Source organism: Candidatus Ancaeobacter aquaticus (genome assembly GCA_030765405.1).
Classification (GTDB): domain Bacteria; phylum Auribacterota; class Ancaeobacteria; order Ancaeobacterales; family Ancaeobacteraceae; genus Ancaeobacter; species Ancaeobacter aquaticus.
Window position 1 is genome coordinate 101075 of sequence record JAVCCP010000067.1, and the last position, 13460, is coordinate 114534.

The following is a 13460-nucleotide window of genomic DNA, read 5'->3' on the forward strand; positions in this document are numbered from 1 at the left end:
ATGTAACTTAAAATACGATGAAGGGGGTGTTTACTAATTTCTCAGAATATTCGAATTAACACAGAGATTAGAGCTCGTCAGTTGAGAACAATTGATAGTGAGGGTAGACAGTTGGGTGTGCTTCCGCTTGAAGAAGCATTAAAAATCGCGGAAGATAGCAATCTTGACCTTGTTGAAGTGGCTCCTACTGCAAATCCACCAGTGTGCAGAGTGATGGATTTTGGTAAGTATAGGTATGAACAAACCAAGAAGGAGCGTGAGTCGCGTAAGAAGCAGCATTTCATTAAAGTGAAAGAAATTAAGCTTCGGCCATCGATTGATGATCATGATTATCAGACAAAGATGAAGCACGCTCAGACTTTTTTGGCTAAGGGCGATAAGGTTAAGGTCGTACTCGTTTATAGAGGTAGGGAAATGGCTCATACTGAATATGGGAAAAAGCTGTTTGACCGATTTATTCAGGATGTGGAAACGTTTGGTGCAGTTGAATCGAGACCCAAAATGATGGGCCGTATGATGAATATGGTTATTGCGCCGCTCAAAACCCACTCATAAGCTGTTTATCTCCACAAATATATGATTTGACCGATAAGCCAATAGATAGAAATACTTGTTTTATGTATGGTGCTTAAAATGGATTATGTTATTATTACTTAGAAAGAGGAGATAGATATATGCCAAAGTTAAAAACAAATAGAGCAGCTGCGAAGAGATTTAAGGTGTCGAAAACCGGTAAAGTAAAACGGTCTAAGGCCTACGCCGGACATCTTGCTACAGGAAAACCAGGCAAGAAAAAGAGACAGTTAAAAACCCCATGTTTAGTTGATAAAACAAATATAAAGCAAGTAAGAAAAATGTTACCTGGAAAGGGTATTAAAGGGTAGTATTTGTAATTGTGAAAGATAATAAATTGTATTCTATTAACGGGAGGAACAATGTCAAGAGCAACCAATAACCCCGCGTCACGGCGCAGGAGAAAAAAAGTATTAAAACAAGCCAAGGGCTTTGAAGGTTCAAGAGGAGTTCTCTACAGAACAGCTTCTAACGCTGTTATGAAGAAACTTACCTATCAATATCGAGATAGAAAGGTTCGTAAAAGAGAAATGCGCGGTTTATGGATTATTAGAATTAATGCTGCGTGCAGAATTAATGATATTTCATACAGTAAATTTATCAATGGATTAAAGAAATCAAGCATTGAAATAGATCGTAAAATATTAGCTGATCTTGCTGTTAAAAATGAAGTTGTATTTGGTAAACTCGTTGAAGAAGTTAAGGCGAGTGCCGCATAATACATATATAAAACGTTTGACAGTACTAAAAATGAATATTCTTTGCGCAGTCAATGAAGACGGATGAAATGGTAATTATGAATTTTTTATATACATATCATGACACTACTCTATTGAAACAGAGGAAAATACTACACTGTTATCATGAGTATCCTGTCTTATTTGGCAAACATTATTCATTGCATACTGTGTCTTTTTGCGGGGCGTAGTTAATTGCAGTACTGTTAGGCATTTTTTTTAGACGTTCTTTCGTCTGAAAAGGAATGCGAAATCAATGAATGATAAAATCAATCAACTTAATGATTTAAAAGATACTGCTTTTACCGAGATAAAAAATGCACAGTCGCTTGTTTCACTTGATAATGTGCGGGTACAATTCTTAGGTAAAAAAGGAAAACTCACCGAATTTTTGCGCGGTTTAGGCAATGTTGATTCTGTCGAAAGACCTCTTATCGGTAAAGCCGTTAATGATGTAAAAAAAAGTATTTCTGATGAAATTGACAGAAGTTTCTCGGTGACAAAGAAACTTGAATCAGAGAAGAAATTTCACACGGAAAAGATTGATTACACATTACCCGGTAAAGTTCGATCTTTAGGAAAAGCGCACCCTATTGCAATGGTTTTAGATGAAGCGTTGCGTATTTTTTCTTATATGGGGTTTGCGATCAAAGAAGGTCCTGAAATTGAGAGCGAACATTATAACTTTGAAGCGCTCAATATTCCAAAATTGCATCCCGCAAGAGATATGCAGGATACTTTTTATGTAGATGAAGATATTCTCTTAAGAACACATACCTCACCGGTACAGATACATGTTATGGAAAAATGTGATCCCCCACTGCGTATTGTCGCTCCAGGTAAAGTCTATCGGCGTGATTCTGATATTACTCATTCTCCTATGTTTCATCAAATAGAAGGTTTCATGATAGATACTGATGTAAGTTTTGCTGATTTAAAAGGTGTCTTGACTACATTTTTGAAGGAGCTGTTTGGAGAAGATACTGCGTTACGATTTCGACCGAGTTTTTTTCCTTTTACTGAACCGAGCGCTGAAGTAGATATAACGTGCGTGATGTGTAACGGTAAGGGATGCCGTATATGTAAAGGTACGGGATGGATAGAGATACTTGGCGCAGGTATGATTCATCCAGAGGTATTTAAATCTGTTGGGTATGATTATGAAAAATATACCGGTTTTGCTTTTGGAATAGGTGTTGAGAGAATTGCAATGTTGAAATACAGGATTGGAGATATCCGGTTATTTTTTGAGAATGATATACGTTTTCTTTCACAATTTTAATGTAATAAAAAAGGTGTGGAATGTTAGTTTCATATAAATGGTTAAAAGAATTTGTTGATTGCAAAGAGTCGCCTTCTGAGCTAGCCGATATCTTGACGATGGGTGGTGTTGAGGTCGAATCAGTTGAAGATCTTGGTGAAGGGTTGGAAAACGTCGTTGTCGGTAAGATTATGAAAATTGACGCGCATCCTAATGCAGATAGATTATCTGTGTGTACCGTTGATGTCAGTGGAGAGACTCTTACGATAGTGTGTGGGGCTAAGAATATGATCGAGGGTGACCATGTCCCCGTTGCTAGAATAGGGGCAACCTTATGTGGCGGTATGAAGATTGAAAAAACGGTGCTTCGTGGAGTGACATCCTGCGGCATGATGTGTTCTGCAAAAGAATTAGGACGTGGTGATGAGCATCATGGCCTTTTGATTTTAGATCGTGATACAAAAATTGGAAGTGATATAAAAACTGTTCTTGGGCTTGATGATTATGTGCTGAGTTTGGGTGTGACGCCAAATAGGCCTGATTGTTTAAGTATTATTGGTGTTGCACGAGAGGTAGCGTTACTCACCGGAGCAAAACTTTGTGTTCCTTCAAGTAAAGACTGTTCTCTTAAAAGTGGGAAAAGTGAAGAGATAACGGTTGCAATCAAAAATAAAGAATTATGTCCCTGTTATACAGGCCAGACGGTTCGTAATGTGACGGTTAGCTCTTCGCCAAAATGGCTACAGCAAAGACTTGAACATGTCGGTTTGCGGTCAATAAACAATATTGTTGATATAACTAATTATGTTTTGTTTGAATGCGGACATCCCATACATGCATTTGATTATGATTTGATAGAGGGTAAAGAAATTATTATAAGGAATGCTGCGCCAAAAGAATCTATTACTACGATAGATGAGGTGAGACGCGATTTAGATGCCGAGATGTTAGTTATCGCTGATAAAATAAAACCCGTTGCTTTAGCAGGTGTGATGGGTGGTAACAACTCCGAAATTAGTGATACAACAAAGAATATTTTTATAGAAAGCGCATATTTTATCCCCTCAACAGTAAGAAGAACGTCTAAAAAGCTGGGTTTATCCTCTGATTCTTCTTATAGATTTGAACGCGGGGTTGATCCGTATGGTCTCTATTATGCACTAAGCCGAGCCACTGAGCTTATAGAGCAGGTTGCAGGTGGGAGTCGCGAGAAAAACTATTCAGAAGATAAGGGAGAGCTTGCATCAAGAACAGAAATATCTGTTCGTGTATCTCGAGTGAATAGAATGCTTGGAACGGAACTCTCGCAAAAGGAGATAAAAAATATAATTAAAAAACTAGGATGTACCATAAAAGACGAAAAAGATAATACTTTTCACGTAGATGTCCCAACAAACAGAGTTGATATAACACAGGAAGCAGATATGATCGAAGAAATTGCGCGTATTTACGGGTATATCAATGTGCCTATGCAGCTTCCTCGTGTTCCAATATCAGTTCCCCAGGAAACGAGCGATATAGATATAACGAAAACATTGCGTGAAAACTTAATTTCTCAAGGATTGATGGAAACAATAAGTTATAGCTTTATTAATAAGAATACACTTAATTGGTTAGTTGAAAGAAGAAAGAGCTCGTCGTTTGCAGTTTTAATCATGAATCCAATAAGTGATGAACAAAATGTGATGAGAACAACACTTATTCCCAGTATGCTTGATACATTAGCACTTAATTATAAGAGAGGTGCGCAGGGGATGAAGTGTTATGAGTTGGGAAATATCTACACAAATGGCGATAAACAGTATAGTGAAAAGAAGAAGGTGTTGATTGGATGTATGGGGGAAGTAGAAGATAAAAAATGGTATAACAACCAGGAGGATTTTGATTTTTTTTATATTAAGGGAATCATTGAAACACTTATTGCATCATTTGGTCTCAATCGGTATTCTTTTATTGAAAGTAATGACAATGTTTTTCAGCCGGGGATGAGATCAGACGTGTACTGTGGAGAAGAAAAGATTGGTGTGTTTGGAAAGGTGCATCCGGAGGTGTGTGAGTACTTTGATATTAAAAAGACAGTGGTTATTGCAGAACTTGATGTTGAGGGTATCTCTCAAAATAGGGTCTCAAAAGTACGTGTAAGAGATATTCCTAAATATCCGTCTGTAACTCGTGATATTGCGTTAGTTATTGACTGTGATTGTCCGTCAGAAAAAGTGATTAATATTGTGCAAAAATTTGGTTCTGATTTAGTGAAGGATATAAAATTGTTTGATATATTTAAGGGAGGGAAAATACCGGAAAATAAAAAGAGTGCGGCTTATAGAATATGTTATCGATCGAATGATCGTACGTTAACTGATGATGAAGTTAACGAGGTGCATTCAAAAATAGTAAAAAAGTTACACAGTGAATTAAATTCTGAAACGAGAGAAATGTAACGTATAAGGTGTTTATCAGTGAAAGATATAGTGCTATTTAAAATCTATGAACGAAATACAGTTATTCGAGAACTATGTGTATATGTAATATCTGTTAGTGTGAAGTTGTTTGAGTTAGTAAATAATAAAAATGCCGGTATCTTCCGAGATAATAATCTTAGGAAGGTAACGGTCTGTTCAAAGATTTTAAATGCATTCAATAAAGGGAATTATTACTCTTTAGCCAATAATTATAAAATATGCCCTGCTTTTGCGCGTATACGGCAATAAATCTTTCACCAACGCCTATATATTAGGAGCTCAATATCTAATCGAATACTGCATTGTCTGGAAACAGAATAGCGGGAAGCGGTTGTGAGAGCACCTACCTGGATAACAGGTATAAAGATTTATGCCAGTGACGGCTTAAGCGGGGTTTTTTTTAAGTAAAAAGTAAAAAGGGAAAACTAGAAAAGTGAAAAGGAAAAAGGTAAAAAGAAAAACGAAAAAGTAGAAAATAATGGTTTTTACTTTTGATTTTTTACTTTTACTTTTTGAGTTATCGATATGGAACTATTTGAATTACATACAAATAATGAAGATTCTCATGATGTAGAGGCATATATGCCGCTTGCTGCGCGTATGCGTCCATATTCCTTAGATGACTTTTGTGGGCAAGAAGACATTGTTAGTGAAGGAAAATTATGGTGGCGTTGGATGCAATCAGGGAATATTTCTTCATGCATATTATATGGTCCTCCGGGAACCGGGAAAACAACGTTGGCTTTTTTAGCTGCTCAAACAACGAAGAGTAGTTTTGTTCAACTTTCTGCTGTTACGTCAAATGTGGATGATTTAAGAAAAGCAATCGCTAGAGCAAAAGAAACTTTGCGTTATAGCAATCAGAAAACACTACTGTTTATTGATGAAGTACATAGATTTAATAAGGCGCAACAGGATGTGCTTTTGCCACATATTGAAAACGGTGTCATTACTTTTATCGGTGCAACAACACATAATCCAAGCTTTGCAATTAATGCACCTCTCGTATCACGCGCATCGCTGTTCCGTTTAAAACCACTTTCAGTTGAATCAATTATGCGTATATGTACAAAGGCTATAAAAAATGAGATTAAAGGATACGGATCGTTGCAGATACAAATGTATGAAGAGGCATTGCGCCATATCGCAGTTGTTTCTGATGGAGATGCCCGTAAAGCGCTCAATGCGCTTGAGACAGGTATTACCAGCACTCCCCCTGATGAAAAAGGGATTATACATTTTACGATGGAGGTTGCCGCTGAATCTATACGCACAAAAGCGGTTGTGTATGATCGTAATGGTGATCAGCACTATGATACTATTTCAGCTTTTATAAAGAGTTTGAGAGGCTCTGATCCTAATGCGGCAATATATTGGCTTTCAAAAATGCTTGATGCGGGAGAAGATATACGTTTTATTGCTCGCAGGATGATTATATTTGCATCTGAAGATATTGGTAATGCTGACTCGGATGCCTTGGTAATAGCTACAAGCTGTATGCAGGCAGTTGAATATGTGGGGCTACCTGAAGCGCGTATAGTGCTTGCGCATGCGGTGACGTATCTTGCCACAGCACCAAAAAGCAACAGATCATATGTTGCACTGTGTGATGCGACTGCTGATGTTAAAGAAGGAAGAGTTCAAGAGGTTCCTCTTCATTTGAGAAATGCTGCATCTGCATCGTCAAAAAGAATGGGGTATGGGCAAGGTTATAAGTATCCGCACGATCATGAAGGGCACTATGTAGATGAGGCGTATGTCGAGCTTGAAAAAGAGTATTATGTGCCAAGTGATAATGGGTATGAGAAAATAATTAAAGAAAGATTGCTTCAGTGGAAAAAACAAAAAAAGATATAAGGAATTTAACACGTAGCGTTCGAGATGCGTTAACGAAAGATGAAATGGTTCATAAGAGTAGCCGGATAGAGAACCACCTTATGAATGTTCCAGAATTTGTGAATGCTCGTTCAGTAATGATGTATGTATCAAAAGAAAGTGAGGTATGCACTCACACGATTCTACAATGGTTGGTGTGTAATAAAAAGCATGTGATTGTTCCGTATTGTAAAAAAGGAGATAACAAAATAATAGCGGCTCATATTAAAGAGTATGATGATTTGGAAATCGGTGCGTACGGTATTATGCAGCCACGTGAAGATATTATCCATGTCGTTAACCCAGAAACTATAGAGGTGTGTATTGTTCCCGGAATAGCTTTTGACGTCAAGGGACACAGAATAGGATATGGTAAAGGCTGTTATGATATTTTTCTTCATGAGAATGCATCGAAAAAGACTAAAATAGGATTGTGTTATCAGTGTCAGGTTGTTAACGAGATAAAAACAGATGTGCACGATGTTGCAGTAAATGTTTTGGTTACAGAAAATGGTATTACTAGAATAGAAAGTTAAAATAATATGAACAATAAAGAAAATGCTTCAAACAGTAACTCGGCGACGAGTGACGAAGGTTTGGAGTTAAACAGGAGGTGTGTATGATAGAGATGACAATGCTACATTGGCTTATGATATTGGGAGTCAGTTCAGTTATTACTTTTTTTATCGGGTACGTAATAAGAAAAGTTCTTGCAGAAGGTAAATTGGAGAATGCAGAAAAAGTGGCAAAAAAAATAATTGCTGATGCGCAAAAAGAAACAGGATCAATTAAACGTGAAGCTACAGTGTTTGCAAAAGATGAGCTGCATAAAACTCGTGCTGAGTTTGAACGTGAGTCTAAGGATAGAAAACAGGAGCTTACTGGTCTTGAAAAACGAATTTTGCAAAAAGAGGAAAATCTTGATAGGAAAGTTGAGCTTATTGAAAAGAAAGATAATGAAATAAATGCGCGTGATAGAGAACTTAAAAATAAAGAGCAACGTATTAATGACAAGATAGCAGAGTTAGATTCATGTATCCGTAAAGAAATGGATAATTTGATGAAGATTACGGGGCTAAACAAAGAAGAAGCTAAGAAAATGCTCTTATCTAGGTTAGAAGATGAGGTAAGACATGAAGCGGCAAGCATGTTGAAACAGATTGAAATAGAAACAAAAGATTCCGCGGATAAAAAAGCTAAAGAAATTATCAGTTCTGCGATTCAGCGGTGTGCTGCTGATCATACATCTGAAACAACTATTTCAACTGTTGCGTTGCCAAGCGATGAAATGAAAGGCAGAATTATTGGACGTGAAGGAAGAAATATTCGCGCTCTTGAAGCAGCAACGGGAATAGACATAATTATTGATGATACCCCTGAAGCAGTAATTTTATCAGGTTTTGACGCTGTGAGAAAAGAGATTGCAAAAAATGCGCTCGAGAAATTGATTGTTGATGGGAGAATACATCCTACACGAATTGAAGAAGTTGTCGCGAAGGCAAAGAAAGAAATCGCTCAAGTCATTAAAGATGCGGGCGAACAGGCCTCATTCGACACTGGTGTTCATGGCTTGCATCCTGAAGTTATAAAGCTATTAGGGAGACTAAGGTTTAGAACAAGTTATGGTCAAAATGTTCTGAATCATTCACGAGAAGTAAGTTATCTTATGGGGGTGATGGCATCGGAGTTGGGTCAGGATGTACAGCTGGCGAAACGAGCAGGGCTTTTACATGACCTGGGTAAAGCTGCAGACCATGATATTGAAGGTTCACATGCTGTTATTGGCGGTGATTTAGCGAAGAAATATGGCGAAGGTGACCTGGTTATTAATGCTATTAAATCGCACCATAATGATGAAGAACCGCAATCTGTCATTGCCACTCTTGTAGCTGCGGCAGATGCGATATCCGGTTCACGTCCCGGGGCGAGATCTGAAACTTTAGAAGCATATATAAAGAGATTGGGTGAACTTGAACGTATTGCTAATTCCTTCAAAGGCGTTGATAAAACGTACGCGATTCAAGCAGGTAGGGAAATACGCGTTATTGTTATACCTGATAAGGTTGATGACAATGAAGCTGTATTTATTGCTCGAAATATAACCAAGAAAATACAAGATGAGCTTGATTATCCCGGGCAGATAAAAGTAACGGTTATCCGTGAAACACGTGCTATCGAGTATGCAAAATAAAAAAAGTCTGGGGTCTCTGGTCTGAGGTCTCTAGTCTATTAAGGTTTTTATGAATATATTGATTATTGGTGATATTGTTGGGAGACCCGGACGACAGGCGGTCGAAGCATTGTATCCGCGCATTAAAGAAGAATATGGGATAGATTTTTTTATTGCAAATGGTGAGAATGCTGCTGCTGGGTCCGGTATTACCGCAAAAATAGCCGATGAATTGTTTTCTTTGGGTGTTGATGTTCTTACGATGGGAGATCATGTCTGGGATCAAAAAGAGATCTATAACTACATGCAGGGCCATGAGAATTTATTACGACCACTTAATTATCCGCGTAATGTGCCGGGAAAAGGTAGTGTTATAGCTGCCTCTAAAAATGGATATAAAGTTGGGGTTGTAAATGTTGTTGGGCAAGTATTTATGAAGTCGATAGATTCTCCTTTTAATGTAATAAAAGAAGAAATAGCATGCCTTTCTAAGGAAACACCGATCATTATTGTTGATGTGCATGCTGAAGCAACATCAGAAAAGAATGCTATGGCATGGTATATTGATGGTACTGTGTCAGCACTTGTCGGTACGCATACTCATATACAAACTGCAGACGAACAGATACTTCCTAAAGGGATGGCATTTATTACAGACCTGGGCATGACCGGTCCGTATCGGTCAGTATTAGGTAGAGATATTGAATCTGTGTTGAAACGCTTTACTACACAAATGCCGGTAAGATTCGGTGTAGCGTCTGAGGATGTAAAGCTCTGCGGCGTTGTTGTCACTGTTGATGAACTGTCAGGGAAAGCCACGAATATTGAGAGAATAGCCATTAGCATGAATAATGATGGTTAGTTTTGACAGGTGAAAGTTAGATATGAATTCAGAAATAACTTTGCAGGAAAAGATATTTTCGGTAAGTGAAATAACGACAGGAATTAAATGCGTACTTGAGTCGCATTTTCAAGAGTTTTGGATTGAAGGTGAGATTACAAATCTGAGAATACCATCGTCTGGTCATATGTATTTTTCTCTTAAAGACGCGAATGCTCAAATATCAGCAGTTCATTTTAAAGGGTATGGAAGGAACACTCTTAAACATGCTCTTGCCGATGGATTAAAAGTGCTTGCATATGCGCGGGTTGATGTTTATGAAAAGCAGGGAAAATGCCAATTACGTATTTTGAAGATTGAACCAAAGGGTGTTGGAGCGTTACAACTTGCATTTGAAGCATTAAAAAAGAAATTGCGAGCAGAAGGCCTTTTTGATGAATCTGTAAAAAAATCGATACCGCAATTGCCCCAATCAATTGGGATAGTGACTAGTCCGACCGGTGCCGCAATTCGGGACATACTTAATATAATTGAAAGACGATTTTCGAATATTTCAATTCTTATTAATCCAGTGCGTGTTCAGGGGGATGGTTCATCAGAAGAGATTGCCGCTGCGATAGATCAATGTAATGAACTGGGAAATATTGATGTCATTATTGTTACACGTGGAGGCGGGAGTCTAGAAGATTTATGGGCTTTTAATGAAGAAGCCGTTGCGCGTGCTATATACCGTTCATCTATACCGGTAATATCGGCTGTTGGTCACGAAATTGACTATACTATAAGCGATTTTACCGCTGATTTGAGGTGTCCGACGCCTTCAGCTGCCGCTGAACTTGTTATAGGGAAAAAAAGTGAATTCATTGATACAATTAACAACCTTGAAGGCAGGCTTTCGAGCGCTATAGAAAATGCTATACAGGACGGGGATAATCGCATAAAATTGGCATTGGAAAATCGCTTTTTCAAAGATCCTAAAACTATTATTCGCCAATATCAGCAGCATGTAGATAATAAAACAAGCAGTCTTGATGCAGAAGTGGAGCATCTTTTGACACTTAAAAGGAAAGACTTCATATTGCATAGTCATAAATTGGAAATGTTGAGTCCATTGCAGGTTCTAGAACGAGGCTATAGTGTTACCTTATGCCGTGAAAAAGTCCTGAAAGATGCTCGGGTAGCTGAAAAAGGTGATATTATGACAACAGTACTTAAAAGAGGAAAAATTTCATCTCAAGTGATACAAATTGAGGATAATGAGCTATGAAAGAAATAAAATTTGAAGATGCATTACAAAACTTAGAAACAATAGTCGGTGATATGGAGGCCGGTGAGTTATCTCTAGATGAGTCATTAAAAAAATATGAAGAGGGAATTAAATTGTCGCGATTTTGTCTAAAAAAACTTGATGAAGCCGAGAAAAAGATTGAAATGCTTCAAAAAGGATTAGACGGTAAAGTGAAGAAAAAGAAATTTGTTCCTGAAAAAAACGTTTCTAAAAATGAAGCGTTTATAGATAACGATAACGAGAATCTTTCGGAAGAAGATTTATTTTAAGGATAGGTATGGCACATTATTTAGATATGATTGAAAATCCGCAGGATTTAAAAAAGCTTCATGCTGACCAGCTTGATTTACTTGCAGATGAGATGAGAACAAAAATTATTGATGTGGTGTCAAAAAATGGAGGGCATCTCGCATCAAGTCTTGGCGCCGTTGAGCTTACTATTGCTCTTCATTATGTGTTTGAATCCCCTGAAGATAAATTTGTTTGGGATGTAGGTCATCAGTGTTATCCTCACAAAATCATTACGGGAAGAAAAAAAGAATTTGAAACTATACGCAAGAAGAATGGTTTAAGCGGCTTTCCAAAGGTACATGAAAGTCCACACGATGCATTTGGTACCGGACATAGTTCGACGTCTATATCTGCCGCACTGGGATTAGCTAAAGGCCGTGATCTGAGAGGTGAACACGACAAAAAAGTAGTTGCGATCATTGGTGATGGATCAATGACCGGAGGAATGGCTTATGAAGCGCTTAATAATGCGGGAAGTATAGGAAGGAATTTCATAGTTATTTTAAATGATAATAAAATGGCAATATCACGCAGTGTTGGCGCAATGAGTGCCTACCTTAACAGAATACTTACATCAAATATTTATAACACTGTAAAGGTTGATATTGAGCATCTTATTGAAAAAATACCGAAGATTGGAAAACCATCTATACGGTTAGCGCAGAAAATTGAGGAATCTTTAAAAGGTCTTATGGTTCCTGGGATTATATTTGAGGAGATGGGATTTAGGTATATCGGCCCAGTTGACGGACATGATATTAAATCATTGATAAGAATATTTCAGAGTATAAAAAAGACTGATAAACCGATATTTTTACATGTCATAACAAAAAAAGGTAAAGGATACATTCATAGCGAGAATGATCCTGAGATTTTTCATGGAACGGGTTCTTTTGACCTTGAGTCAGGAGAAGTCCTGAAAAAAGTTAAAAACAAGACTTATACTGAAGAATTTGGTGATATTATCACTGATTGTGCCAGGTCAGACAGCCGTGTTGTTGCAATTACTGCGGCTATGACGCACGGTACGGGTCTTTTAAAATTTTCTGAGTTATTTCCTAATAGATTCTTTGATGTCGGTATCGCTGAAGAGCACGCGGTAACATTTGCTGCAGGATTAGCGCTGCAAGGACATCGGCCGGTAGTGGCAATATACTCAACATTTTTGCAGCGTGCATATGACCAGATTGTCCATGATGTATGTTTACAGAATTTGCCCGTTATTTTTGCGATAGACAGAGCCGGGGTAGTCGGGGAAGACGGCCCCACACATCACGGTGTTTTTGATATTAGTTATCTGAGACACATCCCAAATATGGTCATTATGCAGCCGCGAGATGTTAAGGAAATGCGAAGCATGTTTAATCTTGCGCTTAATCATAACGGACCGGTTGCAATTCGTTATCCGCGATGCACGAGTGCAGAGTACGATAAAAATCAATCTCTTGATTCACTTTCTATTGGTGAAGCGGACTACATGTGTAGCGGTAAAGATGGTGTAATATATGCTTTAGGTGAAATGGTAAGTGTTGCTCATGGTGCTCGTACTATTCTTTCTTCTTATGGTATTGATATTGGTGTGGTGAATATGCGCTTTATAAAACCGCTTGATAGAGAACTTATTAAGAAAATAAGTGAAAAAACTAAGACGTTTATTACTATTGAAGAGCATGCACTCGCCGGTGGTTTTGGGACCGCTCTTTTTGAAATATGCGAAGAAGAACAAATTAAAGATATATCGATTTTACGAATTGGTATAGGTGATACCTTTGTCGAACACGGTAGTCGAAATGAGCTTTTAGATGCATTATCGCTCACACCTGAAGCTGTAGCTCGTTGCATAGCTATGAAAATATTTGGTCACAATTCTACCCTCATGCATTCTCTCAATGAGGGGGAAGTGCCCCATGCTAAGATTATAAATTTCAAGGGTTAGTATTCCTCATGATGGTTTATTTCATA

General features: G+C 37.9%; 12 protein-coding genes and 1 other RNA gene. All 13 read left to right on the top strand.

Annotated features, from left to right (window positions below; translation table 11 throughout):
- Window positions 1-48: 48 nt before the first annotated feature.
- The 13 genes from infC to dxs all read left to right on the top strand — a co-directional run bounded on the left by infC (window position 49) and on the right by dxs (window position 13434).
- Window positions 49-555, top strand: coding sequence for a translation initiation factor IF-3 (gene infC, locus P9M13_09025; GenBank protein ID MDP8263423.1), 507 nt, complete (start codon window positions 49-51; stop codon window positions 553-555).
- Window positions 556-674: 119 nt separating this feature from the next.
- The gene (gene rpmI, locus P9M13_09030) at window positions 675-884 is read left to right on the top strand and encodes a 50S ribosomal protein L35 (GenBank protein ID MDP8263424.1); all 210 of its coding nucleotides are present in this window, start codon (window positions 675-677) and stop codon (window positions 882-884) included.
- A 51-nt stretch (window positions 885-935) separates the two neighbouring features.
- Complete coding sequence (gene rplT, locus P9M13_09035) at window positions 936-1292, top strand: 50S ribosomal protein L20 (GenBank protein ID MDP8263425.1); 357 nt, start codon at window positions 936-938, stop codon at window positions 1290-1292.
- Window positions 1293-1566: 274 nt separating this feature from the next.
- Window positions 1567-2592 (top strand): phenylalanine--tRNA ligase subunit alpha, encoded by a 1026-nt coding sequence (gene pheS, locus P9M13_09040; protein ID MDP8263426.1) that lies wholly within the window; start codon window positions 1567-1569, stop codon window positions 2590-2592.
- Between the two features lie 20 nt (window positions 2593-2612).
- A complete protein-coding gene (pheT, locus tag P9M13_09045; protein ID MDP8263427.1) occupies window positions 2613-5012 on the top strand; it encodes a phenylalanine--tRNA ligase subunit beta in 2400 nt (799 codons plus the stop codon).
- Window positions 5013-5250: 238 nt separating this feature from the next.
- Window positions 5251-5432, top strand: a non-coding RNA gene (gene ssrS, locus P9M13_09050) — 6S RNA.
- Between the two features lie 126 nt (window positions 5433-5558).
- The gene (locus P9M13_09055) at window positions 5559-6890 is read left to right on the top strand and encodes a replication-associated recombination protein A (GenBank protein MDP8263428.1); all 1332 of its coding nucleotides are present in this window, start codon (window positions 5559-5561) and stop codon (window positions 6888-6890) included.
- A complete protein-coding gene (locus P9M13_09060; GenBank protein ID MDP8263429.1) occupies window positions 6866-7444 on the top strand; it encodes a 5-formyltetrahydrofolate cyclo-ligase in 579 nt (192 codons plus the stop codon). Before P9M13_09055 ends, P9M13_09060 begins: the two co-directional genes overlap by 25 nt.
- Before the next feature lie 83 nt (window positions 7445-7527).
- A complete protein-coding gene (gene rny / locus P9M13_09065) occupies window positions 7528-9099 on the top strand; it encodes a ribonuclease Y (GenBank protein MDP8263430.1) in 1572 nt (523 codons plus the stop codon).
- 49 nt (window positions 9100-9148) lie between these two features.
- Window positions 9149-9940, top strand: coding sequence for a TIGR00282 family metallophosphoesterase (locus P9M13_09070; protein MDP8263431.1), 792 nt, complete (start codon window positions 9149-9151; stop codon window positions 9938-9940).
- Window positions 9941-9962: 22 nt separating this feature from the next.
- Window positions 9963-11186 (top strand): exodeoxyribonuclease VII large subunit, encoded by a 1224-nt coding sequence (gene xseA / locus P9M13_09075; protein MDP8263432.1) that lies wholly within the window; start codon window positions 9963-9965, stop codon window positions 11184-11186.
- Window positions 11183-11476, top strand: coding sequence for an exodeoxyribonuclease VII small subunit (locus tag P9M13_09080; GenBank protein MDP8263433.1), 294 nt, complete (start codon window positions 11183-11185; stop codon window positions 11474-11476). The genes xseA and P9M13_09080 overlap by 4 nt, the downstream gene beginning before the upstream one ends.
- An 8-nt stretch (window positions 11477-11484) precedes the next feature.
- On the top strand, window positions 11485-13434 hold the full coding sequence (gene dxs / locus P9M13_09085) for a 1-deoxy-D-xylulose-5-phosphate synthase (GenBank protein MDP8263434.1): 1950 nt from the start codon (window positions 11485-11487) through the stop codon (window positions 13432-13434).
- Window positions 13435-13460 lie beyond the last annotated feature (26 nt).